The organism is Halomicrococcus gelatinilyticus (assembly GCA_024227995.1).
Lineage (GTDB): Archaea > Halobacteriota > Halobacteria > Halobacteriales > Haladaptataceae > Halomicrococcus > Halomicrococcus gelatinilyticus.
In genome coordinates, this window is sequence record CP100467.1 from 176,346 (window position 1) to 200,950 (window position 24,605).

Here is a 24,605-nt window from a genome sequence, read left to right on the forward strand (position 1 = left end):
GATTGGCGCACGCTCTGGCTGCTCGCGCTACTATCCGTCCCCTCGCAACTGTTGTCCGTCCCGTCTGCCGTCGGTGCCGAGTCGACGGTCGAAGAAATCACCGAGCAGTCGGAACGTTCGTAGCATCTGTCGCTGGTCCGTCGAACTGTGTCCTTCCTCGTCGAGTTCGTGGTATTCGAAATCGCCGTCGACGCCCTCCTCGTACCCGGCCGCTGTGAGCGCTTCGCGCAGGATTCTGGCTTGCGATATCGGGACGCGACGGTCGTTGACGGCGTGGACGGCGAGCAACGGCGCGTCGAAATTGTCCACGTGTGTCGCCGGCGAGCGTTCCTCGTAGAAGGCGGCGTTCTCTTCGGGCGAACCGAGGTACACTTCCAGGAAGTTCCGGAAGTCAGGCATCGTGTTCTCGTGGTAGTCCGCGAGGTCTGTCAGGCCGTTCAACGCGACCACCGCGTCGTAGCGGTCTGGGTACTGGACCAGCTGCCAGTACGCGGAGTAGCCCCCGTAGGACCCGCCGAACACGGCGACGCGGTCTTCGTCGAGCCAGTCGTTGGCGTCGAGCACGTGTTCGACGCCGGTCGCGATATCTCCCTGCTCCGCCCCGCCCCAGTCGCCGTACAGTTCCTCGACGAACTCCCGCCCGCGGCCGATAGACCCGCGATAGTTCACCTCCAGTACGGAGAAGCCCAGCGCCGCCAGCACCTGCGTGTAACGGCTGAATCCCCGCGTGTCCCGCCCGCGCGGCCCGCCGTGTGGCTTCACGACGAGCGGCGACGGGCGCTCGCCCGAGTCGTACAGCAGCGCCTCGATTTCGAGCGTCTCGGCGGGTTCGTGCTCGACCGCGGCCTGCCGTGTCTCGGGAACGCCGTCTGACTCGAACGTGAAGTACTCCGCGCCGGCGAACTCCGCCGTGTCGAACGGTCCGTGGTCGGCCTCGATGAGCGTCCTCGACTCGTCGGTCGCGAGGTCGTACGCGAGGAGTTCACGCCGATGGGTCGGTGTCGAGTGCGTGACCAGCACGCGGTCGTCGCCGAGAACGACCTCGTTCGCCGCGTCCATGGGTGGCCGTGGAATCGTCCCGAAGAGTCCGACGCCTTCCGGCAGGTCGAACTCTCGGTCGTCGCCGCTTTCGATGTCGTAGACGACCGGGACGGTCATCGCGTCGCGGTCGCGCGTGACGACGACGCGCTCTCCCCCGGGCAGAAACGCCTTCGGTGATTCCTCGTGTTCACCGTCGCCAAGCCAGATCGTCGCGTCTGCGGCGAGGTCGTACACCCCGATGCGGGTACGTCCATCGGCGTCGTCGGCGATGAGCAGTCGATCGCCGTCATCGTTCCAGTCCGCGACGCGCGTCTCGCTACAGGCGGTCCCGACGGACAGTTCTCGTCGCCACGAACCGTCCGCGGCGGCAACGTACACTGCAACGTCGCTGGCTTCGCCCGCCGCGTACGCAACGCGGTCGCCGGTCGGCGAGATAGCGGACCACCACACGGATCCGTCACCGTCGGTGAGCGCCGTGACGCCGTCGCCGTCGATATCGTGTCGATAGAGAGTCAACTGCCCGTCGCGGGTGGAGCCGACGAGCAGGAACTTTCCTTCCTGGTCGACGTCGTGGAGGACGTTCCGCCCGTCGGACTGGACGACTGGCTCGACGTCACCGTCACGTCCGCACGCGTACACGTCGTACTGCTCGTTCCCGGCCTCGTCGCTGTGGAAGTACACCCGGTCGCCGTCCGACCCCCACAGTAACGGCGCACCCGAATCACGCGGCACCTCGCCGTCGCTCCACTGCGTTAGCTCGCCCGACGCTACGTCGAGGACGTGCAGTTCGTTCCGCCCGGTGACGTCGTAGTACAGTGCGATTTCCTCACCCGTCGGCGATGCGGTCGGGCTGGCGAGCGTCGACAGCGCAGCGAACGCTGCCAGCCTGTCGCTCGAATCTGTGTCGTCGGTCATCGTCCACTCGAACGTCCGCCCCCTGGCACGTAATTGTAATTAGAACGATATTTCTATCGGTGGAACGATAGAAGAACTGTTCTATAATTTTCCTAATACTATCGGGCGCGCGTCGGCTATCGGGCCCGCGGTCGGATCGGGGAGCCTGGCCGGTTCCGGCGTCGCCACCCTGCACTGTCTTACAGTCTTGCTGACGATTAGCCCTGCTACCCACCACTGCCTGGTTGTGCTGGGAGTGGTACTGGGCAGTAATACTGCCTAGTAAATATGCCTGGTTGTACTGGGCAGTAAATATGGATGGTGGTGTTGGGTGGTAGTTATGGTTGGCGTTGCTGTGCAATTATGCTGTCTGGTGATACTGTCGAGTCAGTCTGGTGGGTAGTGCTGGAGCGTAATGTTGGCCAGTACTGTCGCACAGTACGTCTGGGCAGTTTCACTATCTGGTCTGCCGGTGGATGGTCGTCACTGGGTCGGTAGTCACGGACTTCCGGTCCTCCTCCTCCAAATAGGCGCGGATCAAGTAGCCTTCTTGCGGTTTACTCGCTGGCGTTGCTTGGTGATATCACTGCCTGGTCACTATGGGCAGTAACACTGGCCAGTAATACTAAGCAGTTCGTCTGACGAGTATTTTTATGTGGGGGGTGTGAAAACGGAATCGTATGATCTCGTACACCGTCTGGTCGGAGGCCGGCGGGGTCGGCAAGACGACGATGTCCGTGAACCTCGCGGCGGCGCACGCCCGACGTGGACAGCGCGTGCTCGTCGTGGACATGGACCCCCAGGACGGCAGCATCACGCACCACTTCGGGGCCGAGCATCTGCGCTCGGACCCGGACGTCGACAACATCGTCCGGCACATGGTCGAGCGGCCGAAGGGCGAGTTCGATGATCTCGTCGTGTCCGCCGAGGAGAACGTCGACATCGTCCCCGGTCACAACATGCTGGAATCGCTCGAGCGCAACCTCACCCGCGCGGCACAGATGGAGGAGGACATGCACGACGCCAACTACCGCTGGCCCAAGGAGAAACAGCTCCGACGCGTGCTCGCCGACGCGGACGTCCCCGACGAGTACGACGTGCTCATCATCGACCCGCCCGCGACGGTCGGCCAGCACATCTACAACTCCATCTACGCGACGTCGAACCTGCTTATCCCGGCCGAACTCTCCGCAAAGGGCTCCCAGAGCGTGGAGGGGCTCCGCGACGTCGTCGACAACATCGAGGAGACGCTCGGCGACATCGAGATCGGCGTGCTCGGCATCGTCCCGAACAAGGTCTCCGACACGAACGTCCAGGAGGAGTACCAGGAGCGGCTCTCGGGCCAGGAGATTCCCATCGCGCCGGTGTCGATCCGCGAACGCGGGTCGATGCTCAGCGAGGCCTGGAAGAACCAGGTCAGCGTCTTCGAACTCGCGGAAAACGACGACTACCGCGACCTCCGGGACTACGAGGAGGGTACCCTGGAGAAGTTCGACGAACTGGCGGCACACGTGACCGAACAGTTCGAACAGCCGGAGGCGATGCCATGAAATCGGGCGCGTCGGATCCGTTCAGCGACGACGTCGAGGAGGACGACGCCGACCCCGCTTCCACGTCGGAGTCCACGCCCGCGTCCGACGACGGGTCGGTGAGCGACGAGACCGACGTAGCCACAGGCGGTCACACCAGCACTACTGACGAGTCAGTAACATCGGACAGTAATACTCGCATCAACCGGGAGGACCTCCCGCTCACGCTGCGCCGCGACAACGTCAAGGACGAGCGCGACAGCGTCCACCAGCTGTTCGTGCAGTCGGCGACGGACGAGCGCGCCAAGGACGCCGAACGCGACCTGGAGTCGCTCGTCGGCGAGGACGTCTATCGGCTGGACGCCCGGGAGGCGATATATCTCGCGGGGATGCAGAACATCGAGGACGCGGCGACGATTCTCCGCGACTGGGGCTACGACCTCTAGCCGCCCTCGGATCGTCGAACGACCGTCCTCGATTGCGTCTGCCTTGCCCGTCGTGACGTAACGAAGGCGGGCGTCGTGTTCGACTGCAAACCGCGCCGACCCGACGACGAACCGACGTTTATTGTGTCCTGCTAGATAACATTCGCCCATGCCCGCCTACGAGCGGTCCGAATCGACCGACCTCCAGGTAATCGACCGGTGGCCCGACGGCGTCGGCTGGCTCGCCCACCCCGACGAGGAAGGCCGGCGAGCGAGTCACGCCGTCGTCGGCGACGACGGGGTCTGGGTGTTCGACCCGCTGGACGCGCCGGGTGTCGACGGGCTGATCGCGGAACTGGGCGACGTCGCCGGCGTCGCCGTCCTGTCGAGCTACCACGCCCGGGACGCCGGCGCGTTCGCGGCGCGCCACGACGTGGCCGTGCACGTCCCGCGCTGGATGGACCGCGTCGCGGACCGCGTCGACGCGCCGGTCGAGCGGTACGACGTCGCGATCGGCGGCTCGGGGTTCCGGGTCCGACGGTTCGACCCGCTCTCGCTGTGGACGGAGGCGGTTGCCTACCGCGCCGACGACGGGACGCTCGTCGTGCCGGACCTGCTCGCGTCCGCCCCGGGGTACACCGTCGGCGACGAACGGGTTGGCGTCGTGCTCTCACACCGACTCTTTCCTCCGCGGGACGCGCTCGGCGACCTCGACCCCGAGCGGGTGCTCTTCGGTCACGGCGACGGCGTGTTCGATGACGCGAGCGCCGCACTCGACGACGCCCTCGACGGCGCACGGAAGCGGTTCCCGCGCGCGCTCGTCGGACAGTTGGGGACGAACATCCGTCTGCTCGCCGCAGCGATGACCGACTGACCGACCGATGGGAAACCTACATAAAGTACTGCACGGATAGACGGGCCACGAGACCGCAGAGCGGCGGGGCGACTGGACGGGAACGAGGAGACAGACTGACTGGGCTGGTCTCAGCTATCCCGGCAGGCGGCGATACTCGCGTTGCGTTCGCTGTGATGGTCACGAGGTAAGTGACGAGTCGGCGATAGTAGGAGGAGTGGAGCCAGACACTGACGGTGGCACGGCCACGGGCAGCCGACGTGTTTCAAAACGTTCATATAAATCGTGGGGGAATCGAGCTACGTGGTTTTTTGGCGGGCCTAAACCAAAGCGATTAATTATTTTTAGGCTAGCCTAAATCACATGGTCGAGCGTTCCAGCGACGACGCGACACGACGACGATTCCTGAAAGGTAGCGCTGTCGCCGGTGCAGCCCTCCTTGCGGGCTGTTCTGGTGACACGTCGGACGGCGACACGACGACCGGTGAGACGACGTCCGACAGGACTACGTCAAATGGGACGTCGAGCGACGAGACGACGACCACGACCGACGGCCCGTACTCGGTCACGATGCCGCCGGTCGGGAAGGTCACGTTCGAGTCGGTGCCCGGGCGGTGGGTGGCAGAGAACCCGAGCTGGGCCGATATGGGCGTTGCTCTCGGCCTGGAACAACCGCTCGCGGTCGTCCTCACGTCCGAGTACCGGACTCACCAGTACGACGATATCCCGGGAATTTCGGTGAACACGGACGAGATGACCTCCCTCTGGCAGGACGGCATCTCGAAGGAGCTGTTCTACAAACTCGGCGCCGACGTCCACTTCATAGACCCGAACTACATGACGAAGCTCATCCCGAACTGGGACCAGTCGGACGTGGACGAGATCGCCACGAACGTCGCTCCGATGTGCGGGAACACCAGCTTCTCGACCTACCCATGGCACGAGGACTACCCATACTACGACCTCTACGAAGCGTTCGAGAAGGTTGCGAAGGTGTTCCGACGTCGCGACCGCTACGTGGCCTTCAAGCAGTATCACGACGAGTTTATCGGAAACGTTACGGAACGACTGCCGGACGAACGACCGTCCATCGCGCTCCTGTCGCCGGCTTCCACCCAACCGGAGAAGTTCTACCCGTACCGGCTGGGCGAACGGACGGCGTACAAACACTGGCACGACCTCGGCGTCACCGACGCGCTCGCTGGGTCGAACATCGCGACGTTCACGTCGGACCGCGGGACCATCGACTTCGAACCGCTGCTGGAGATCGATCCGGAGGTCATCATGTTCTACACCGACGAACACCGTCCTCACGAGGAATTCCGTTCGACGTACTTGGAGTTCCTCCGTGAGCACGACACCGCCAGCGCACTGACGGCGGTGCAGAACGGCGACGTCTATCCCGCCGGCAGCATGTACCAGGGCCCGATCATGAATCTCGCGAAGACGGAGCGCGCGGCGAAGCAGTTGTTCCCTGACGAGTTCGACAGCGACGAACGACTCTATGATCGCCAGCGCGTCGCCGCCATCAGCAAGGGTGACGCCTGAGCCGTTGGACCACCCGGGCCGATTCTCGTGGTCAGGGTGCGTGCGATCCGGACATCGACAGCGGTACGACCATGAGACCCCGACGTCTTCCGGGACGTTTATCCGTACGGTCGGAAAAGGAAACTGACAGAGCGGTTTTGGCAACCCTAAACCGAAGCCATTAATTACTTTTAGGCGGGCCTAAATCATATGGTCGACAGATTCAGCGACGATGCGACGCGACGACGGTTCCTGAAAGGTGGTGCTGCGACCGGTGCAGCCCTGCTGGCTGGTTGTACTGGCGACACGTCGGACGGCGACACGACGACCACTAGTACGACGACGGATGGAACGTCGACCGGCGCGACGTCCACCGAGACGACCACGACGGATGGCCCGTACTCCGTCTCGATGAAACCGGTCGGGGAGGTAACGTTCGAGAGCGTCCCGGAGACCTGGGTCGCCAACAACGGTAGCTGGGCCGACATGGGTGCCGCACTCGGCGTCGAACCGCCGAAGGCAGTCTGGCTGCCCAGCCGCTACCGAACGAAGTACTACGACGAGATTCCGGGTGTCTCCGTCGACAAGAGCGGGATGCAGGCCCTCTCCAACGACGGCGTCAGCAAGGAGCTGTTCTACCAGCTCGACGGCGACGTGCACGTCATCGACCCCAACTTCCTGAAGAATCGCTTCAAGGGCTGGGAACAGTCAGACGTCGACGAGATCGAGAAGAACATCGCGCCGTTCTTCGGTAACAGCATCTTCTCGACCGGGTACGAGTGGCACGACGACTACCCGTACCTCTCGCTGTACGAGGCGTTCGAGAAGCTCTCGAAGGTGTTCCAGCGCCAGCAGCGTTACGAGCAGTTCGCGGCGCTCCACGAGGAGTTCCAGTCGAAGGTGAGCGAGGTCGTCCCGAGTTCGAAGAGCGAGCGACCGAGCGTCGCCATCGTCTGGGCGGGCGGCGACGAACCCGAGGGGTTCTACCCCTACGTCATCGGCGAGGGGACGAGTTTCAAGCAGTGGCGCGACCTGAAGGTGAAGGACGCGCTCGGCAACTCCGACGTGAAGGACTTCCACGCCACGCGCGGCCAGATCGACTACGAGACGCTGCTGGAGGTGGATCCGGACGTGCTGCTCTGTCGCGGCCACGAGGCCAAGACCGCCGAGGAGTTCCAGAACACCGTCGTCTCGTTCTTGGAGAACCACTCGACCGCGAGTGCGCTGACGGCGGTGACGAACGGCGACGTCTACCGCGGCGGCCCGCTCTACCAGGGGCCGATCATCAACCTCGTGGTGACCGAGCGGGCGGCCCGGCAGGTCTACCCCGACGCCATGGGCGACCGGAAGCTGTTCGACCGCCAGCGGGTCGCCGACGTCGTGAACGGAGATAGCTGACGATGGCCACCGGTGGGACGGGCGACGTAGCGAGTGAGACGCCTGGCGGGGACGGGGAGGACGCCGACTACGACGTCGTGGTCGTCGGGGGCGGCCCGGCCGGCTGTTCGGCCGCCGTCTTCGCGGCCCGGTACGGCCTCGCCACCGCCGTCTTCGACCGCGGCCGCTCCTCGATGCGGCAGTGTGCCTACCTGGAGAACTACCCCGGGTTCCCGGCCGGCGTCGACGTCGAGACGCTGTACGGGTTGCTGCACGACCACGTCGCGGAAGCCGGTTCCGAACTGATCGCCGACCTCGTCGAGTCGGTGACGCGTGAAGAGGACGGCCAGGGGTTCGTCGTCGGCACGCAGGACGGTCGACGGGTCTCGACCCGCCGGGTGGTCGCGGCCACCCGGTACGACGGCGACTACCTCCGTCCGCTCGACGACGGGACGATGTTCGAGACGGTCGAGTACGACGGCGAGGAGCGCGAGCGATTCGCTCGGTCGTACCCGGAATCGGACGGGACGACGCCCGTCGACGGCCTCTACGTCGCGTCCCCGTCGGACGAGGCGGACCGCCAGGCCATCGTCGCCGCCGGCCGCGGCGCGCGCGTCGGACTCGCCGTCGTTCGTGATGCGCGTCGCGCGACCGGCTACCCCGAGTCCGTCGCCGACCACTACGACTGGGTCCGTCGGGAGGCGGCACGCGACGCGGAGTGGTCCGACCGCGACCGGTGGCGCGAGTGGTACGACGACCGCTGCCCCGACGACGCCGATCTGGACGGAGACCGATGGGTGACGTTGCGGGAGCGCCACATCGACCGACGCCTGGCGACCTACATAACCGACGACGAGATCGAACGCCGGACCGAACGTGGCCAGCGTCGTCTGCTCGACCACGTCGACGACGAACTCGTCCTCGAACGGGCGCGCGAGATCGATGCCGACTCGGTAGAGGTGAACCGGTGACGATGGCGGGCGAGCTAGCAAGTGAGTCGCCCCCGGAGTCGAGTGGAGAGCGACTGGTCGACTGGGTCGACTCCTCGCTCGTCGCACTCTGTGCCGGGAGCGTCGCCATCACCGTCCTCGGTGGTCTCGTGCAGGTGAGCTTCGGCGCGTTCTCGATGAGCTTCGTCGAGGCGTGGCGGGCCGTGTTCGATCCGCAGGTCGTCCTGAACCCGAACGCGTGGGAGTACTTCCTGCTCGGCGGCGAGGTGCCGGAGATGAACAAGCGGAGCCTCATCGTCTGGAACATCCGGATGCCGCGGGTGTTCGTCGCCGTCCTGGCGGGCATGTGTCTCGCGGTGTCGGGTGCCATCTTCCAGGCGGTGACGCGGAACGAACTCGCCAGCCCGTTCGTCCTGGGCGTGAGCTCCGGCGCCGGCTTCACCGTCCTGCTCACACTGGTCGTGTTCAGCAGTCTCGCGCCGTTCCTCCCGATCCTGGCGGCCCTCGGCGGGACGATCGCCTTCCTGCTGGTGTACTCCATCGCCTGGAAGGGCGGGACGAGTCCGGTCCGGCTCGTGCTCGCGGGCGTCATCGTCAACATGGTGTTCAGCTCGCTCCAGCGGGCGCTGTTCTTCTTCGCCGACGACCTGGGCACCGTCCAGTCGGCGATAGCGTGGATCACCGGCTCGCTGACGGGCGTCGGATGGGAGCAGTTCCGGATCGCGGCCCTGCCGACGGCCGTCGCCGTGCTCCTGGCGCTGGCCGGTGCGCGCCAGCTGAACCTGCTGTTGCTGGGCGAGCAGACGGCGAGTTCGCTCGGGATGCGCGTCGAGCGCGTCCGGTTCCTCCTGTCTGGGGTCGCTATCCTGGCGGCCAGCGCCGCCATCTCCGTCGCGGGGATCATCGGCTTCTTCGGCCTCGTCGTCCCCCACGTCGTCCGCCTCACCGTCGGGAGCGACTACCGTCGGTTGCTCGTCGGGTGCGTGTTCGCCGGTCCGGCGCTGATGGTCGTCGCTGACGTCGGCGCCCGCCTGGCGTTGAACCCCATCCAGGTACCGGTCGGCGTCGTCACGGGCGTCATCGGCGGGCCGTACTTCCTCTACCTGATGCGCAAGCAGGACGAGATGGGTGAGATCTGATGAGCGAGAAGACCAGCTACGGGGACGAGCCTACACGCAGGGATGGAGACGCGGGGTCCCCGTCACACGGAGACGGTCGGTCGGCCGCCGACCGCGAGACCGCGAGCGAACTCGTGGGCGAGGACCTCGCCGTCGGCTATCCGACCACGGACGAACCGGTCGTCGAGTGCGACAACGTCACGATCCCCGCCGGCGAGGTGACCGCTCTCGTCGGTCCGAACGGGAGCGGGAAGAGCACGCTGCTGAAGTCGATGGCGGACCAGCTTTCCGCCGAACGGGGACGGGTCCTGCTGGACGGCGACCGCGTCCAGTCGTTCGACTCGAAGGAGCTCGCCAGGCGGCTCGGGTTGCTCTCACAGGAGAACGAGTCGCCGGGCTCCATCACCGTCGAGGACCTCGTCTACCACGGTCGATACCCCCACCGCGGGTTCTTCGAGTCCGCCACCGAGGAGGACCGCGCGGCGGTCCAGCGGGCCATCGACCTGGCTGGCGTCGACCATCTCCGCGAGGACGAGGTCGGGAACCTCAGCGGCGGCCAGAAGCAACTGGCGTGGATCGCGATGGTCCTCGCACAGGACACCGACGTGTTGCTGCTCGACGAACCGACGACGTTCCTCGACCTGCACCACCAGCTCCGGGTGATGGAGGTCGTCCGGACGCTCAACCGCGAGGAGGGGGTCACCGTCGGCGTCGTGCTCCACGACATCGGGCAGGCCGCGCGGTTCGCGGACAACCTCATCGCGATGAAGGACGGCGAACCCTACGACTGGGGGCCGCCTCGCGAGGTCGTCACCGAGGAGCTGCTGGCCGACGTCTTCCGCGTCGACGCCGACGTCGACGGCGAGGCCGACACCGGCCCCCACATCGCCCCCCACCGCGCGCTCGACGAGTAGCGAGGACGAATCCGCCCCCAGTCGAGGACGGCGACCCAGACGACGACGCCGTCGGCGACCGCGAGCACGCCGATGCTCACGCTCAGCAGCTCCAGGCTCGCCAGCAGCGCGAGGTTCGACCCGATGACGACCAGGGGCACCCAGGGGACGCCGGGCGTCCGAAACCGGCGTTCCAGTTCGGGACGCTTCCGTCGCGACTGGACGAGCGCGACGTTGACGAACGTCAGCCCAGCGAGGAGCATGAACTCGGCGAAGTGCGCGAGCGATTCGAGACCGAGGGTGGCCTGTCCTCCTGGCACGCCGGGCGGCGACCCGAAGACGACGGTGAACGTGACGAAGAACGCCAGGACGAGAGCGTCGGTCACCAGCACCGCGACGGTCGGCGTCCCTGACTCCGCGCCGATGCGTTCGACCGGTCCGGGAAGGTGGTCGCGCTCGACCATCGCCAGCTTCACGCGCGACCCGGCGATGGAGTGTCGCACGTGCCCGCCTTCTCGAAACAGCCCGTGGTCATCACCTCTCCCGTGGCCGTCACTCGCGCTCGGTCGCGGTGTCGTCCAGCGCGGACTCGAAGAGCGGCTTCACCCTCTCGGCGGGTATCAACTCCTCGTCGACGATGGTCAGACCGAGTTCGCTCAGGGCGGCGGCGATGCGCGTCAGGTCGTCGTTGTCCGTGCTGACGACGGTGAACACGACGTTTCGCTCTCCGGTCGCCAGTTCCCGAACGCCGACGACGCCCGGAACCGCCAGCCCGGCGTCGGCCATCGCCTCTCGTTCGGGAATCTGTGCGGTGCAGACGATCTGGACGTGCAGGTCGTAGCCCACCCGGTCGTAGTCCACCTCGGCCCGGTACGCGGTGACGATGCCCTCGTCCTCGAGCCGCTGGAGCCGTTTCCGGACCGTGCTGGGCGAGGCGGACACCTTCGCCGCGATGTCCCTGGACGAGGCGTGTCGAGCGTCGCGCTGTAACTCGGCGAGGATGTGCTGGTCCAGTTCGTCGAGACCTTCGAGCGTCATGTCGGGGGTCGAGAGTCGTCCGCGGATCGGAACGACGCTGTAGTGCGGCGCGTCGACCGCCTCCGGACGGTACCGCCGCGCGGGGCCGCGGGGATCACGACGCGTCTTCCTCCGGGAACAGTGCGTCGGTGCACTCCTCGGTGAACGCGGGGACGGAGATCTCGTTTCCGGCCCTGACCTTGACGATCACGCCGCTGGTCTCCGAGAGGTACAGGTGGACGGCCGTCGCCCGTTCGTGTTCGACGATCAGCGACCGGGCCTGACCGAGATGGGCGTACACCTCCTCGACGTACGGCCGCCGGAACAGTGCGATCGAGCGGTGAACGATGACGTCGAACTCGTGGCTCGACAGTTCGGTCCTGAGGTCGTCGCGAACGTAGTGGATGACGTAATCGTACCGGGTCGCGTCGAACGAGGCGACCCAGCGGAGGCCGTCGCCGAAGCGGTCCTGGAGCTGGGCGACGAGGTTGTCGTAGTCCGGTTCGGGCGTGTTCTTCTCGTTGAATATCATGATGGTGTTGGTGTCTGTTAGGCGAGCGCGACGACGAGGAGCGCGAGCCCGGTGGTCGCAGCGAGCGCCCAGAGTGCCGCGCGGAGTGAGGTTTCGGTCGTCGCCGGGTCGCGGCCCGCGAGCGACCCGAGACGGCCGAGAAGGTCCGCCCCCGCCCGGGTCGCCGTGGCCCCGGCGTCGACGGCGAGCGTCGAGGTCGCGACCGCGAGGGACGCGGCGGCCGGGTTCAGTACCCGGTCGACGTCGACCGGATGGACGCGGGTCAGCGGCTTCCTGACGAGTCCGAACCCGACGACCCCCGCGACGGCGACCGCGAGGGCCTTCGCCAGTTCGCTGGCGGCGTAGGGCTCGAACGTCCCGGGACTGCCGGCGAAGGCTCCGAGGAAGGCTCCGGGGAACAGGCCGAAGAGCACCGAGGGAACGGCGATTATCACGAGCGACGCCAGTTGCGATCGCGAGGCGGGAGCGACGACGACCGGGTCCGGCGGCCGCCGGACGAACGCGTAGTAGCCGAACTTCGCGAACGAGAGCGCGGTCCCGACGCTAGCGAGGACGAGCACCCACCACAGGAGCTCCGCTCCGGCGCTCTCGACTGCCTTCGTCACGAGACCCTTGCTGACGAACCCGGAGAATCCGGGGACGCCGCTGATCGCGAGCGCGGCGACCAGGAACGTCCCGAAGGTGACCGGCATCTCGCGGGCCAGGCCGCCCAGCTTCTTGAGCGACCGTTCGCCGGTGCGGACGATGATAGCGCCGGCGATCATGAACAGCAGGCCCTTGTAGAGGACGTTCGCCGTCAGGTGGGCGAAGGCCCCCGTGAGACCGGCGGACGTGCCGATGCCGATGGCGACGACCATGTACCCCACCTGCGAGATGATGTGGTACGACAGGAGCCGTCGCATGTCCGTCTGGAGGACCGCCTGCGTCACGCCGAATCCGACCATCACGGCACCGAGCCACGCGACGGCCAGGCTCCCGTCGAGCGCGATCCGCGCGAGGGCGTAGACGGCCACCTTCGTGGTGAACCCGACCATCACGACGCTCACCGCGACGTGGGGCCGGGGATAGGTCTCGGGCAGCCAGGCGTGGAGTCCGACGAACCCCAGGTTGACGCCGACGCCGACGACCGCGAGCGTCGTCGGGAGGCCGGCCGTTAGGCCGCCGTCATAGACGAAGGTCCCCGTAGCGGTGTACTGGAGCGCGACGGCCGAGACGAGGAACGCGCCCCCGATCAGGTGGTAGACGGCGTACCGGAACGCCGGTCGGACCGCGTCACCGCCGTGGTGCCAGACCAGCACCGTCGCGGACACCGCGAGCAGTTCCCAGGCCATGAACAGCGTCAGCCAGTCGCCGGCGACGACCGCCGCGACGCCGGCACCCATGTACGCCAGCGAGTACGCCGTCTGTCGGGCGTCGGCGCCGGTCCCGTAGCCGTAGAGGACGGTGATGGCCGCGACGAAGCCGAACAGCGCGGCGACCGGCCGGGCGAGCGGGTCGACCCGGAACAGCACCTGCTCGAAGCCGAGCGCCGTCGTCGAGAGCGAACTCCCCGGCGGCACCGCGAACAGCCAGGGGACCGTGAGTGCCGTGAGCGCCACCGCGACGGCGGTCCCGACGCGACGGGGTGCCAGGAGGACGACCACCGCCGCGAGGAGGTACGCCGCCCACGGCGGGACGACCGCGAGGACGTCGGTCATCCGAACACCTCCGCCACGACGGTCTCGGCGAGTTCCCAGACGGGGAACGCGGTCGGCGCGACCCCGAGCGCGACGGCGAACCCGACGGTGACGAGGACGGGAACGAGCAGGAACGGCGTGGCCTCGCGGCCGAGCGGGCGACGTTCCCATCCTTCCTCGCGGCCGCCGTCCGCGGCCCGAGGCCCACCGGTGTCCGCACGAGGCCCATCAATGTCGGCCCGAGGCCCATCGGCGGCATGTGGCGGCGCGAACGCGTGGCGACTCTCCGGGTCGTCCGCGTTCCGTTCGCCGAAGAAGGCCACGTAGACGACGGGCCAGAAGTACAGCAGCTTCAGGACCCCCGCCAGCAGGTAGGCGGCGACGAAGACGGGCACGGGGCCGCCGGCCGCCCCGAGGACGAGCTGGAACTTGCTGACGAAGCCGGCGACCAGCGGGAAGCCGACGAGTCCGGCCGCAGCGACGGCGAAGGCCGCCATCGTCATCGGGAGCCGCCGTCCGATCCCTGCGATGTCGGAGACGTACTTCTCGCCGGTCTCGGCGTAGACGACCCCCGCGGCGAAGAAGAGGGTGATCTTCATGAACGCGTGGGCGACGACGTGGAGGAACGCACCGAACACGGTGAGTGGGGTCGCCAGCGCGACGCCGAGGGCGATGTACGACAGCTGGCTCACCGTCGAGTACGCCAGTCCGCGCTTGAGGTTGTCCTGCCGGAGGCCGACGACGCCGGCGAGGACCATCGTGACCGCGGCCGCGACCGCGAGGGGCAGGCCGACGCCGAGGTCCCAGGTGGGGTCCGGTCCGAACGTGTAGAGGACGGTCCGCGCGACGGCGAACACGCCGCTCTTGACGACGGCGACGGCGTGCAACAGCCCGGAGACGGGCGTCGGGGCGACCATCGCGGCCGGCAGCCAGCGGTGTAACGGCATGATCGCGGTCTTGACGCCGAACCCGACGACGAGCAGGGCGAACGCGAGTCGACCGAGCGTGGGGTCGACCGTCGCCAGTCCGGCGATGCCACCGGGAACGAACGCGACGGTCCCGGTGAGCACGCCCACGAGCACGATTCCGCCGAGGACGAGCACACCGCCGCCGAGCGTGTAGGCGACGTACGTCCGGCCGGCCCTGCGGGCCTTCGCCGTCCCGGCGTGGACGACGAGCGGGTAGGTCGCGAGCGTCAACAGCTCGTAGAACACGAACAGCGTGAACAGGTTCGCGGCGAAGGCGACGCCCATCGTGGCGGCGATGCTCGCGGCGAACGCCGCGAAGTAACTCGTCTGGGACCGTTCCTCGACCGTCCTGACGTAGCCGATGCTGTAGACGCTGGTCACGAGCCACAGCGTGCTCGCGAGCAGGGCGAACAGGAGTCCGGCGGCGTCGGCCCGCAGGTCGAAGGGGACGCCGGCGACCGACCCCAGCGGCGTGACCGGCGTCGCGGGCGACCGGGTCGCGAGCCAGACCGCGACCAGCGTCCCGACTGCTGCGAGGAGGGTCACCCCTTCCCGGACGTTCGGTCGGGACCGCGTCGCGTAGACGAGCGGGACCGCGACCGTCGGGAGCAGGACCGCGACGAGCGGCAGGGGCGAGACGGCGTCGGTCACACCCACACCTCCACGACCGGGGCGAACCAGTCCGCGAGCGCCGTCGAACCCAGCCCGAGCGCGAGGGTCGCGGTGGCTGCGAGGACGACGACCAGTGCCTCCCGCCCGCGACGCGTGGCCTCCACTTCGCCGCCTGCCACCCACCCTTTCGACGTTCCCCCGTCTGCCGTCTCTCCATCTGCCGTCCCCCCGTCTGCTGCCTCGCCGCCTGCTGGTCCATCGTCTGCCGGCCCGTCGCCTGCCGCCCCGCCGTCGGCCACCGTCGACTCCCCCTGGGTCGTCGGTGCGAGGTAGAGTCGCTCGACCACGCGGCCGCCGTAGGCGAGCGAGACCAGCGTGCTGAGCAGGACGACGCCCGCGACGACCCAGCCACGGACCTCGACGGCGGCGAGCGCGAGGTACCACTTGCCGGCGAACCCGACGGTCGGCGGCAGTCCCACGAGCGAAGCGAAGGCGACGGCGACGCCCGCAGCCACCACGGGCCGTTCGCGCGCCAGTCCGGCGTACTCGTCGACCGTCCGCGCGCCGAACTCGCGTTCGAACTGCCCGGCGGCGACGAACAGCCCGCCCTTCGCGATGCCGTTCGCCAGCACGAGGATCAGCGCCGCCGTGACGGCACCGGGGGTCGCGAGCCCGATGCCGACGAAGACCAGGCCGAACTGGAGGACCGACGAGTACGCGAGCAGACGGCGGACGTTCGACTGCCGGAAGGTGAGGTACCCGCCGGCGACGACGCTCACGAGACCGCCGACCACGAACACTGCCTGGAGGAGCGGGACCGCCTCGAACGTGCCGACGGTGAACACGTCGAAGACGATCCGGACCAGCGCGTAGCCGGGGACCGTCGAGCCGAGCGCCGCCAGCAGTGCGGCGACGTCCGTCCCGGCGGCGGCGTAGGCGTCGGGTTTCCAGGTGTGGAGCGGGAACACCGCGATCTTCACGCCGAGTCCCACCGTGACGAGGAGGAGGGCCGCGACGACCAGCGGCGAGTCGTAGCCGACCGCCGCGAGTTCCGGTCCGAGGTCGGCCATCGCCAGCGTCCCCGTGGCGACGTAGAGGTAGCCCACGCCGAGCAGGTAGAAGGTCGCGCCGACGGTGCCGACCAGCAGGTACTGCAGGGCGGCGAGGGCGGCCGTCGCGCCGCGGCGACTCCCGACCAGGGCGTACGCGGCCAGCCCGGCGATCTCGAGGAACACGTAGAGGTTGAACACGTCGGCGGTGACGGCCATCCCGGTCAGCCCGGCCACGAACAGGAGCCAGAGGCTGTCGCTCGCTCCGGTCGGGTCCGTCCGGACGGTCAGGTACAGCGTCGCAGCGGCGACCGCGACGAACAGGACGAACGCGCTCGACACCTCGTCGACGAGCAGGCCGATCCCGACGGCCGCGGGGAGACCGCCGACGACGTAGGTCAGCGGCCCGGTGGTCGCGACGCCGGCGACGACGGCACTCGCGAGTCCGACCTGTGCGACGAGCAGGGCACCCGTCGCCCGGTGGCCGACCGTCGGAAACCGACGCCGGAAGGCGAACGGAACGAGCGCCCCGAGGACGGGGACGGCGACCAGCAGGGGGAGGAGGTGGGTCACGACCGGGCCTCCCGGATCTCGCTCTCGTCGACCGTGCCGTGCTCGTCGTAGATCCGGACGACGAGGGCGAGCGCGACGGCAGTGACGCTCACGCCGACGACGATGGCGGTCAGGACGAGCACGTGCGGCAGCGGGTTCGCGTACGGCCCGTCCCCGGTGAGCAGCGGTGCCTGCCCGCCGACGCGGAACGCGGCGGCGATGAAGAACAGGAAGACGCCCGTCTGGAACAGGTTCAGGCCGAGGATCTTCTTGACGAGGCTGTCGTCGTCGACGAGGACGAACAGTCCGACGCCGACGAGCAGCGCGTAGACGACGTAGGCCCCGCGGGTGAGGAGCAGCGATTCGAGCGACGTCACCGCTGCTCGCCCTCCCTCTCCTCGCTCTCCTCGCCCTCCTCTGTCTCCCCGGGTTCCTCGGCCAGCGAGACGAACAGGACCACGACGACGGCGGCGACCGTCGCACCGATGCCGAGTTCGATGGCCTCCGTCGCGTACACCGACGCCTTCGGGATCGGAAGCAGGTCGAACTGGAGGAACGCTCCGCCGCTCGCGATGCCCGCGAGGGCGACGGCACCGAAGACGACCGGTGCCGCAGCGACGAACGCCACCAGCCATCCCGGCCGGAGCCAGTCGGCGGTGTCCTGGACCCCGAACGCGAACGCGAGCGTCACGACGACCGCTGCGGCGACGACGCCGCCCTGGAAGCCCCCGCCGACGGAGCTGGTGCCGTGAAAGAGGGTGAACAGCGCGAACGTCAGCACGAACGGCGAGAGGACGCGGACCGTGGTCAGCACGACGGGGCTGTCGCCGCGGCGGGTCACGCCAGCACCCCCCGTCGGAGGACCGCGAGGGCGGCGACGGCCGCCGTGAACACGACCGCGATCTCGCCGAAGGTGTCGAACCCGCGGTAGACGACCAGCACCGCCGTCACCACGTTGTCGATACCCCTGTCGGCGGCGTCGTCGAGGTAGAACTCGGTGACCGGGCCGAACGCCGGTGCGTCCGCCGAACCGACGGCTGGCAGTGCCGGCACGGTGAGCAGGAGGCCGACCGTGACGAGCGCCGCGACCCCGACGGACGCGGGCCTGATCTGCTGTTTCTGCGAGGCGGTGGCCGTCCCGACCCCGCCGAGACGTCGGACGAGCAACAGGAACAGGGCCGTCGTCACGCCCGCGCCGACGGCCGCCTCGGTGAGCGCGACGTCGGGTGCCCGGAAGACGAGCCACACGATGGCGAGCCCGAGGCTGTACGCGGCGAACGCGACGAGGGCGGTCACCAGGGTCCGGGCGAGGGCCGCCACCACCGCGGTCGCGATGACGACCCCGAACAGCGCGAACAGGAGCGCCTGCGTCGGCGTCATCGCTCGCCTCCGTCGCTCTCGACCTCGTCTCCCGCTTCGTCCCCGTCTCCTGGGCTCCGGTCTTCCGCTTCGTTGTCGTCCCCTGCGTCCCCGTCTCCCGCCTCGTCCCGCGTCCACGGGGTCGCACCGGCCCGCGTCGCCGCCCGGACGATGGCGTGGGCCGCGGTCGGGCCAGTCACGAGGACGAACACGGCGAGCATGGCGAGCTTCACGGTCTCGTTGCCGGGACCGAACGCGACGGCTGCGGCCGCCAGCCCGAACAGCGCGCCCAGCGTCTCGCTCTTCGAGGCGGCGTGAGCCCTGGCGAAGGCGTCGGGCAGCCGAGCGAACCCCACCACGGCCACGGACGAGAAGAACACGCTCCCGGCCACGAGCGCCAGCACGCCGGCCTCGCCGGGCGTCACAGTATCCCTCCCCGCTCGACGGAGAACCGCGCCAGCCCGAGCGACAGCAGGAAGTTCAACAGCGCGTACACGAGCGCGACGTCGAGGAAGCCGGGTTCGTCGAACGCCGCGGCGAGCAGGGCGATGACGACCACCGCCGCGGTCCCGATGACGTTGACCGCCACGAGCCGGTCGGCGGTGCTCGGACCGACGGCCACCCGGCCGAACAGCGCGAGCGCGAGTACGACGAGCGCGAGCGCGCCGCCCACGAGTCCCGTCGTCACGAGGCCCGTCATCGTGTCTGCCTCCGGTTCTCGTGAAGGAACTCGCTTTCACCGGTGACGAACGCGACCCACCGGACCAGCGACCCCTCCAGCAGTTCGGTCCGACTGGCTTCGGACAGCGCGTGGACGACGAGTTCGTCGTCGACGACGTCGAGCGTCAGCGTGCCTGGCGTCAGCGTGATGCTGTTCGCCAGCAGCGCGCGGGCGAACCGACTCTCCGGGGCCGGTATCCGGACGACCGCCGGGTCGACCGGCAGCCGTGGGTCGAGGATCACGGCCGTCAGCGCGAGGTTCGTGCGGGCGACCGCGGCGAGGAGTACCGGGAGGAACACCACCGACCGCAGGACGGTCCCGAACGTGGCGATAGAGGGGGTGCGCTCGAACGTGACGCCGCCGAGGACGACCGCGACGACGGCCGCGCTCACGAGGCCCGTCACGAGGTCGAAGGGGTCGGTCGGGTCACCGAGGGCGAGGTAGAAGCCGAACGAGACCGCCGCCGTCGAACCCAGACGGACGGCAGACGCCCTCCACGACCCCGTAGTGGCCCCCAGACGGGTCACGGCCGCTCCCGTCCCCGGTCGAACGTCTCGAAGGAACTCACGTTCACACCCTGGGAGAGAACCTGCGTGTATTAGGCCATTCTGGTAAAAAATTAGGGTTTTATATAATGCTGGCTAGAAAATTCCCAGAAATTTTATACATGCGCTCAATAATTGTTGTGGTCGCCGTGCGCCGTCCAGGAAAGAGTCCCCGTCGACGGGAATCGAACCGCCATCGGTGGTTGCATCACGTCCGAGGGTACCCGCTCTCGTCGACTCGCCTGAGGCCAGTCGTTCCAATCGTCGCCTCCACTGTGGCCTCGATTCGGCACTCGGACCGAGGTCGAAACGGTCGCTCTGGATGTGGACTATCCCCCCGGCGGACGCTTCGGTATCGTCACCGACGTCGTCGTTCAGGGCGTCGCTCCGTGTTCGAGTCGGGTCCGGAGGTTCTCCAGCGTCGTCCGCAGTTCGCGTTCGTTGTAGCGCTCGACGAACGGCTCGACGAGGGCGTCGAGTACCGGAATCGGGACGTCGTACCGTGCGGTGTAGGTGACCTCCGTCTCGTCGCCGTCCGGTTCGAACTCCCACTCTATCTCGCCGTTCAGGTCGCCGGTCATCTCCCAACCGATCCGCCGTTCGGGTTCGTACGCCACCGCCTCGACGTGGCCGTCGAGTTCCATCCCCGCCATGGTGTAGGTGTACGCGACCCGTTTCCCGCCGTTCGAAAGGGCTTCGACCGGTTCCGAGCGGGTCAGACTGGGCGTTATCTCGGGCTGATTCTCCGGTCGGTCCATGTACTCGAACACCGACTCGACTGGGACGTCGATCTGTACCGTGTGAGTGACTTCAGCCAAGGTGTTCCCCCCGAACGGCGTTACCGGACGCTCGCGGAAAGTCGTTGTGCGACCACTCATCTCCCGTGCGAACGCGGCGGTGAACGCCGGCCGACGACCCGGGAATTCCACGACGACGGTCGATAGTCAGAGGATCCCGTTCGGCCGACAGACTCGCTGAAGACCTCCCGAACGCCGAGCAGGAGTCCCTGGACGACGACTACCACTGGATGATGCAGGACCGTCCCGAGGCGTCCCGGACGGCGTTGGAAGGGTCCTTCGACTAACCCGCTCGTCTCCGCAACTTCCCAGGAGAGCCCCCGACTGTTCTTGGCAGTGGCGGACCGATCCAGCTATTCCGATGCACCGGAGTGTTCGACCGCGCCCACGACGATATTTGATATAGCACTATACGATTTATTTTCAGGTGCTCCTGCCGCCGTCTTGCGATTTTCGCCATTCTCCCCCGATTCTTCCCACTGCTGTTTACAGCCATAAACGGAAGTGGATGCTAGCGGGTCGCCGCCCTCGGGGGAGCGCACTCCGAGGGGAAACGATGTAGCCCCCGCGAGCGTCAGGCGGCGATAATGCTCGAGAAGGCTGAGGTCCGCAGGCAGTAGAATTCGGTGTCGGTCGACAGGGTACTGCGTCGTCAGGGACTGTCATCCCGCTGTCGATCCGTGTACCTCTAGACCACACCTTGGGGCTCCATCCCCACCGCGAGGGCCGACGACCGTACCGACCGCTGCTCGAAGCGACGAAGCCTACAGGATAACCGTCCGCGCGTCGGTGGTCACACCGTTCGGTTCCGCTACTCCTCGACGAAATGCCAGCGGCCGTATCGCGACCGACGGCCCAGTTCGTGGTCGAACGTCGTCCGCTCGACCTCGTAGTACCGCTCGCGGCCCACCGGCGTCCGTCGGCGGACCAGGTACGTCTCCGCGGCCAGGTCGAACACCGTCACCGTTGCGCCCGACGGGGGGTCTCGCAGCGTCGCTACCCGTTCGATACCGTCCTGGGACGTGAGCCGGTCGCCGAGCGCCCAGCTGAGGCGTTGCTCCGTCCGTTCGTCTGCGTTGAATCCTTCGGTCGGCACCGATCCGGCCTGCTGCGATACTGTTTCCCGTTCCCCATGCGACACCATGTCACTAATCCACCCGTGCGGGAATAAAACGATACCGTTTTGCGTCTGCCTTTGCTCTCCGTGCGCCGGCGTCCGCAACGGTCGCTACGTCGGCTTTACCACCTGGTGGCTTGCCCACCACCTGATAAACTGCATGATGGTATATCCAATATCGGCGGCGCGTGGCAAGCGACGGCGCGTATCCACGGCCTGGATACCGTGGTATCGCACCTGTTCAGCGCACGACGGTCGGACAGCACTTCGAGGCGTCGATGGAGACGATGACGCGGCGGAGTCGGTGGCCCGTCACGTCCACGAGACGCTCACCGACCACGACGTCGATTACGCCATCCTGGAACTGTGTCCCGCTTTCGACGACTGCGGCGTCCACCTCGCCACGCTCACTGACGACGGCAGGCCGTGGCGCCCGCCCGGTTCCGCGCGCTGGACGCCGCACGTCTCGGACGCGAGCGCCGTCGGGCGCTCGCCCCGCCACGACTCGGGTGATACGACTACTGACGGGACAGATTAATCGAGTATTCGGGGCTTAACTGTGACGTCCCGACACCGGTAATACGAGCTTTCATCGCGTTCTATTATCCCGTCACCGGCGGGTACACGAGTGTGCGGCGGTGCCGTGTCGCCGCAGGTCCGAACCTGTCAGGCAGACGTTAGGGTGATCAGCGCGAGGACGGGACGGTCAAGTTTCGTTTGCGGAGCGTAGTATTCTGAAGTTTCTCATGAGCAATCGGCGCACAACAAAGTCCAGCGTGTCCGATGGCAGTATTATGACCCACGCCGAATTGCTTGACCACGACGTCGCCGAACTCTTTCAGGAACTGTTCGAAACAACAACCGAACCGATTCTCATCGTCAACCCGTCGCACGCCGAACTTGAAAGTCTCATCGTCTCTGCAATCGAATTCGACGGTGAGGGTCCGGAGCTCCGCGTCCTCACTGACGAGCAGACCCCGGGCAGCGTCTTCGACGACTTCATCATCGCGAGTCACGCGGCCGACCTGATCGACCGCGAGCAGCTCCAGCCGCGCTCGGCGCCGGAGATCGCTCGCAACTCGCTGCTCATCACGACCGACAGGATAATCCCGCTCGTCGAGATCAACGGCGAGATCACCAGCCTGCAGTCCGACGACTCGGAACTCGTCGACCGGGCACGCGAGACGTTCATGAGCGAGTGGGAGGGCGCCGACGAGGTCACGCTCCGGACGCCGCCCCTGTCGGAGATCCGCGAGACGCTGCGCGAGGACATCGGCGACGAGACGGCGGACGACTTCGACGAGTTTCTCGAGGCGACCGAGACCGTCGACAGCGAGAGCCCGCTCGACGAGGTGGCGATCAGCCTCATCGTCGCGGCGAAGAACCGGGTGCTCCTCTACGACATCAGCAAGTGGGGCGAGGACGTCGGTCTCGCCAGCAAGGCGACGTTCTCGCGGACGAAGACGCATCTGGAGGACACCGGTCTCATCGACACCGAGAAGGTTCCCATCGACGTCGGACGTCCGCGACTCCGACTGCGGTTCGCGGACGAGGACCTGCACGACGCGAGCATCGGCGAACTGCTCGAACGGGCGCGTTCGCAGACGGCGTAGGAAGCGACGATCGGCGGTGCGCAAAAACGAGGGGTGGACCGCCACCGTCGGGTCAGCGTCGGTGGGCCGGTGCGGTTCGCGCCGCCGTCAGAGCCCGGCGTAGGGGCCGCCCTTCGCCTCGGTGAGTCGCTCGACCTGCTCGTCGGAGAGGTCGATCTCGGCGGCGGCGAGGTTCTCCTCTAGCTGGTCGACGGTACGCGCGCCGACGATGGGCGCGGTGACGCCGTCGCGGTGCATGAGCCACGCGAGCGCGGTCTGGGCGGGCGTGGCGTCGACCTCCTCGGCGACCGCGTCGAGCTCGTCGTGGAGGTCGAAGTTCTCCTCGGTAAGGTACCCTTCCTCGAAGCGGCTGGACTCCGCGGCGCGCGATTCACCCGTCAGTCCGTCCTCGCGGGAGTACTTTCCGGTGAGGAAGCCCTGGCCGAGCGGGCTCCAGGGACAGACGGCGAGGCCCTCGCTGCGGGCCATCTCCAGGTAGTCCCCCTCGATCTCGCGGTCGACGAGATTGTAGCGCGGCTGGAGGACGGTGAACGGCTCCCAGCCCTCGCTGCGGGCGATCTCGTTCGCCTTCGCCACCTTCCAGGCGTTGGGGCGCAGCGTCGACGCGCCGAGGTAGTTGACCTTGCCCGACTCGACGAGGCCGTTGAGCGTCTTCATCATCTCGCGGGCAGACGTCTGGTCGTCCCAGCGGTGGATGTAGAGGACGTCGACGTAGTCGGTGTCGAGGCGGTCGAGGATGCCGTCGACGCGCTGGCGGACGTTCTTCCGGTTGGTCCCGCGGCTGTTGGGGTCTTCCTCTCGCGTCTGCCAGAATATCTTCGAGGCGATGGTGTACCGGTGTCGGTCGCGGTCCTCGAGCCAGTTGCCGATCCACCGCTCGCTCGCACCGCCGCCGTAGATGTCCGCAGTGTCGATGTACCGTCCGCCGGCCGCCTCGTAGCCGTCGAGCAGTTCGTACGCGCGCTCCTCGTCGATCTCGACGTTCCCCTCCTCGGTCTCCTTGCCGAATCGCCAGGTGCCGAACTGCAGTTCACTCGTCTGCAGGCCGGTGGTTCCGAGCTGGGCGTAGTCGAGGTCGAGTGCTTCCAGATTACTCATGGACGACTCGTAGTATGCACGGCGGTTTGAAAAGGATTCAGCAACCGGCAGGCGAGGATCCAGTTCGTCACCGGTCGCGTCTCGTCCATTCCCGCTGACGAGCGAGAGACCCGTCGCGGCGTTCCCGGGTGGTCACCCCTCGGACCCGGAGGAGGCCTGCTCGGAGCCACTGCTCCCCGCGGCCCCGGAAGACTGACCGGCCTCGCTGGACGCCTCGGAGCCCATGGCCTGCGTGACGTGGGTGAGCGTCACCAGTCCGATGCCGCCGACGAAGTTCCCGGCCGTGACGACGCCGACCAGCGCGGCGACAACTGTTACGGACGACGACCGCCATACTTCCAC

General features: G+C 67.4%; 26 protein-coding genes. 9 read left to right on the top strand and 17 right to left on the bottom strand.

Annotated features, from left to right (window positions below; translation table 11 throughout):
- Nucleotides 1-30: 30 nt before the first annotated feature.
- On the bottom strand, nt 31-1,956 hold the full coding sequence (locus tag NKT36_RS18105; RefSeq protein ID WP_327054146.1) for a S9 family peptidase: 1,926 nt from the start codon (nt 1,954-1,956) through the stop codon (nt 31-33).
- A gap of 659 nt (nt 1,957-2,615) precedes the next feature.
- Between NKT36_RS18105 and NKT36_RS18110 the strand changes: the two genes are divergently transcribed.
- The 8 genes from NKT36_RS18110 (at nt 2,616) to NKT36_RS18145 (ending at nt 10,628) form a co-directional block, all read left to right on the top strand.
- A complete protein-coding gene (locus tag NKT36_RS18110) occupies nt 2,616-3,485 on the top strand; it encodes a ParA family protein (RefSeq protein ID WP_327054147.1) in 870 nt (289 codons plus the stop codon).
- On the top strand, nt 3,482-3,910 hold the full coding sequence (locus tag NKT36_RS18115; RefSeq protein WP_327053833.1) for a hypothetical protein: 429 nt from the start codon (nt 3,482-3,484) through the stop codon (nt 3,908-3,910). Before NKT36_RS18110 ends, NKT36_RS18115 begins: the two co-directional genes overlap by 4 nt.
- 148 nt (nt 3,911-4,058) lie before the next feature.
- Nucleotides 4,059-4,763 (top strand): hypothetical protein, encoded by a 705-nt coding sequence (locus tag NKT36_RS18120; RefSeq protein ID WP_327053834.1) that lies wholly within the window; start codon nt 4,059-4,061, stop codon nt 4,761-4,763.
- Between the two features lie 342 nt (nt 4,764-5,105).
- Complete coding sequence (locus NKT36_RS18125) at nt 5,106-6,290, top strand: ABC transporter substrate-binding protein (protein ID WP_327053835.1); 1,185 nt, start codon at nt 5,106-5,108, stop codon at nt 6,288-6,290.
- 189 nt (nt 6,291-6,479) lie between these two features.
- A complete protein-coding gene (locus NKT36_RS18130) occupies nt 6,480-7,667 on the top strand; it encodes an ABC transporter substrate-binding protein (protein WP_327053836.1) in 1,188 nt (395 codons plus the stop codon).
- Between the two features lie 2 nt (nt 7,668-7,669).
- Entirely contained in the window at nt 7,670-8,617 is a 948-nt protein-coding gene (locus NKT36_RS18135; protein WP_327053837.1) for an FAD-dependent oxidoreductase, read from the top strand.
- 2 nt (nt 8,618-8,619) lie between these two features.
- Nucleotides 8,620-9,735, top strand: a complete 1,116-nt coding sequence (locus NKT36_RS18140) for a FecCD family ABC transporter permease (RefSeq protein WP_327053838.1) — start codon at nt 8,620-8,622, stop codon at nt 9,733-9,735.
- A complete protein-coding gene (locus NKT36_RS18145) occupies nt 9,735-10,628 on the top strand; it encodes an ABC transporter ATP-binding protein (protein ID WP_327053839.1) in 894 nt (297 codons plus the stop codon). Before NKT36_RS18140 ends, NKT36_RS18145 begins: the two co-directional genes overlap by 1 nt.
- Nucleotides 10,629-11,159: 531 nt before the next feature.
- Here NKT36_RS18145 and NKT36_RS18150 read toward each other — a convergent pair.
- The 14 genes from NKT36_RS18150 to NKT36_RS18215 form a co-directional block, all read right to left on the bottom strand.
- Complete coding sequence (locus NKT36_RS18150; RefSeq protein ID WP_327053840.1) at nt 11,160-11,645, bottom strand: Lrp/AsnC family transcriptional regulator; 486 nt, start codon at nt 11,643-11,645, stop codon at nt 11,160-11,162.
- A 94-nt stretch (nt 11,646-11,739) separates the two neighbouring features.
- On the bottom strand, nt 11,740-12,156 hold the full coding sequence (locus NKT36_RS18155) for a hypothetical protein (protein WP_327053841.1): 417 nt from the start codon (nt 12,154-12,156) through the stop codon (nt 11,740-11,742).
- Nucleotides 12,157-12,173: 17 nt separating this feature from the next.
- On the bottom strand, nt 12,174-13,853 hold the full coding sequence (locus NKT36_RS18160; RefSeq protein ID WP_327053842.1) for a proton-conducting transporter transmembrane domain-containing protein: 1,680 nt from the start codon (nt 13,851-13,853) through the stop codon (nt 12,174-12,176).
- Nucleotides 13,850-15,451, bottom strand: a complete 1,602-nt coding sequence (locus NKT36_RS18165; protein WP_327053843.1) for a complex I subunit 5 family protein — start codon at nt 15,449-15,451, stop codon at nt 13,850-13,852. The genes NKT36_RS18160 and NKT36_RS18165 overlap by 4 nt, the downstream gene beginning before the upstream one ends.
- Nucleotides 15,448-17,034, bottom strand: coding sequence for a complex I subunit 5 family protein (locus tag NKT36_RS18170; protein WP_327053844.1), 1,587 nt, complete (start codon nt 17,032-17,034; stop codon nt 15,448-15,450). Before NKT36_RS18170 ends, NKT36_RS18165 begins: the two co-directional genes overlap by 4 nt.
- A complete protein-coding gene (locus NKT36_RS18175; protein ID WP_327053845.1) occupies nt 17,031-17,390 on the bottom strand; it encodes a cation:proton antiporter subunit C in 360 nt (119 codons plus the stop codon). Before NKT36_RS18175 ends, NKT36_RS18170 begins: the two co-directional genes overlap by 4 nt.
- Entirely contained in the window at nt 17,387-17,854 is a 468-nt protein-coding gene (locus NKT36_RS18180) for an MnhB domain-containing protein (protein WP_327053846.1), read from the bottom strand. The genes NKT36_RS18175 and NKT36_RS18180 overlap by 4 nt, the downstream gene beginning before the upstream one ends.
- A complete protein-coding gene (locus NKT36_RS18185) occupies nt 17,851-18,393 on the bottom strand; it encodes a DUF4040 domain-containing protein (RefSeq protein ID WP_327053847.1) in 543 nt (180 codons plus the stop codon). Before NKT36_RS18185 ends, NKT36_RS18180 begins: the two co-directional genes overlap by 4 nt.
- Nucleotides 18,390-18,797, bottom strand: a complete 408-nt coding sequence (locus NKT36_RS18190) for a cation:proton antiporter (RefSeq protein ID WP_407652251.1) — start codon at nt 18,795-18,797, stop codon at nt 18,390-18,392. Before NKT36_RS18190 ends, NKT36_RS18185 begins: the two co-directional genes overlap by 4 nt.
- Nucleotides 18,794-19,072 carry a monovalent cation/H+ antiporter complex subunit F gene (locus NKT36_RS18195; RefSeq protein ID WP_327053848.1) on the bottom strand — a complete coding sequence of 93 codons (279 nt, stop codon included), beginning with the start codon at nt 19,070-19,072 and terminating at the stop codon, nt 18,794-18,796. The genes NKT36_RS18190 and NKT36_RS18195 overlap by 4 nt, the downstream gene beginning before the upstream one ends.
- A complete protein-coding gene (locus tag NKT36_RS18200) occupies nt 19,069-19,620 on the bottom strand; it encodes a Na+/H+ antiporter subunit E (RefSeq protein ID WP_327053849.1) in 552 nt (183 codons plus the stop codon). The genes NKT36_RS18195 and NKT36_RS18200 overlap by 4 nt, the downstream gene beginning before the upstream one ends.
- Before the next feature lie 392 nt (nt 19,621-20,012).
- A complete protein-coding gene (locus tag NKT36_RS18205) occupies nt 20,013-20,456 on the bottom strand; it encodes an SRPBCC family protein (protein WP_327053850.1) in 444 nt (147 codons plus the stop codon).
- A 790-nt stretch (nt 20,457-21,246) separates the two neighbouring features.
- Nucleotides 21,247-21,579, bottom strand: a complete 333-nt coding sequence (locus NKT36_RS18210; RefSeq protein WP_327053851.1) for a hypothetical protein — start codon at nt 21,577-21,579, stop codon at nt 21,247-21,249.
- Between the two features lie 214 nt (nt 21,580-21,793).
- On the bottom strand, nt 21,794-21,949 hold the full coding sequence (locus tag NKT36_RS18215) for a hypothetical protein (protein ID WP_327053852.1): 156 nt from the start codon (nt 21,947-21,949) through the stop codon (nt 21,794-21,796).
- A 397-nt stretch (nt 21,950-22,346) separates the two neighbouring features.
- On the opposite strand from NKT36_RS18215, the gene tbsP reads away from it, so the two are divergent.
- The gene (gene tbsP / locus NKT36_RS18220; protein WP_327053853.1) at nt 22,347-23,165 is read left to right on the top strand and encodes a transcriptional regulator TbsP; all 819 of its coding nucleotides are present in this window, start codon (nt 22,347-22,349) and stop codon (nt 23,163-23,165) included.
- Nucleotides 23,166-23,252: 87 nt separating this feature from the next.
- Here tbsP and NKT36_RS18225 read toward each other — a convergent pair whose 3' ends face one another.
- Together NKT36_RS18225 and NKT36_RS18230 are read right to left on the bottom strand one after the other, a co-directional pair.
- Entirely contained in the window at nt 23,253-24,263 is a 1,011-nt protein-coding gene (locus NKT36_RS18225) for an aldo/keto reductase (RefSeq protein WP_327053854.1), read from the bottom strand.
- Between the two features lie 132 nt (nt 24,264-24,395).
- A complete protein-coding gene (locus tag NKT36_RS18230; RefSeq protein WP_327053855.1) occupies nt 24,396-24,605 on the bottom strand; it encodes a hypothetical protein in 210 nt (69 codons plus the stop codon).

What these genes read in the sequence shown, in the direction of transcription:
- NKT36_RS18140 (WP_327053838.1), top strand. Translation starts at nt 8,620, where the DNA reads ATGGCGGGCGAGCTAGCAAGTGAGTCGCCCCCGGAGTCGAGTGGAGAG.
- NKT36_RS18210 (WP_327053851.1), bottom strand. Translation starts at nt 21,579, where the DNA reads ATGGTGTCGCATGGGGAACGGGAAACAGTATCGCAGCAGGCCGGATCG.
- NKT36_RS18155 (WP_327053841.1), bottom strand. Translation starts at nt 12,156, where the DNA reads ATGATATTCAACGAGAAGAACACGCCCGAACCGGACTACGACAACCTC.
- NKT36_RS18185 (WP_327053847.1), bottom strand. Translation starts at nt 18,393, where the DNA reads ATGACGCCGACGCAGGCGCTCCTGTTCGCGCTGTTCGGGGTCGTCATC.
- NKT36_RS18120 (WP_327053834.1), top strand. Translation starts at nt 4,059, where the DNA reads ATGCCCGCCTACGAGCGGTCCGAATCGACCGACCTCCAGGTAATCGAC.
- NKT36_RS18145 (WP_327053839.1), top strand. Translation starts at nt 9,735, where the DNA reads ATGAGCGAGAAGACCAGCTACGGGGACGAGCCTACACGCAGGGATGGA.
- NKT36_RS18130 (WP_327053836.1), top strand. Translation starts at nt 6,480, where the DNA reads ATGGTCGACAGATTCAGCGACGATGCGACGCGACGACGGTTCCTGAAA.
- NKT36_RS18135 (WP_327053837.1), top strand. Translation starts at nt 7,670, where the DNA reads ATGGCCACCGGTGGGACGGGCGACGTAGCGAGTGAGACGCCTGGCGGG.
- NKT36_RS18110 (WP_327054147.1), top strand. Translation starts at nt 2,616, where the DNA reads ATGATCTCGTACACCGTCTGGTCGGAGGCCGGCGGGGTCGGCAAGACG.
- NKT36_RS18125 (WP_327053835.1), top strand. Translation starts at nt 5,106, where the DNA reads ATGGTCGAGCGTTCCAGCGACGACGCGACACGACGACGATTCCTGAAA.
- tbsP (WP_327053853.1), top strand. Translation starts at nt 22,347, where the DNA reads ATGACCCACGCCGAATTGCTTGACCACGACGTCGCCGAACTCTTTCAG.
- NKT36_RS18115 (WP_327053833.1), top strand. Translation starts at nt 3,482, where the DNA reads ATGAAATCGGGCGCGTCGGATCCGTTCAGCGACGACGTCGAGGAGGAC.
- NKT36_RS18160 (WP_327053842.1), bottom strand. Translation starts at nt 13,853, where the DNA reads ATGACCGACGTCCTCGCGGTCGTCCCGCCGTGGGCGGCGTACCTCCTC.
- NKT36_RS18105 (WP_327054146.1), bottom strand. Translation starts at nt 1,956, where the DNA reads ATGACCGACGACACAGATTCGAGCGACAGGCTGGCAGCGTTCGCTGCG.
- NKT36_RS18150 (WP_327053840.1), bottom strand. Translation starts at nt 11,645, where the DNA reads ATGACGCTCGAAGGTCTCGACGAACTGGACCAGCACATCCTCGCCGAG.
- NKT36_RS18225 (WP_327053854.1), bottom strand. Translation starts at nt 24,263, where the DNA reads ATGAGTAATCTGGAAGCACTCGACCTCGACTACGCCCAGCTCGGAACC.
- NKT36_RS18195 (WP_327053848.1), bottom strand. Translation starts at nt 19,072, where the DNA reads ATGACGGGCCTCGTGACGACGGGACTCGTGGGCGGCGCGCTCGCGCTC.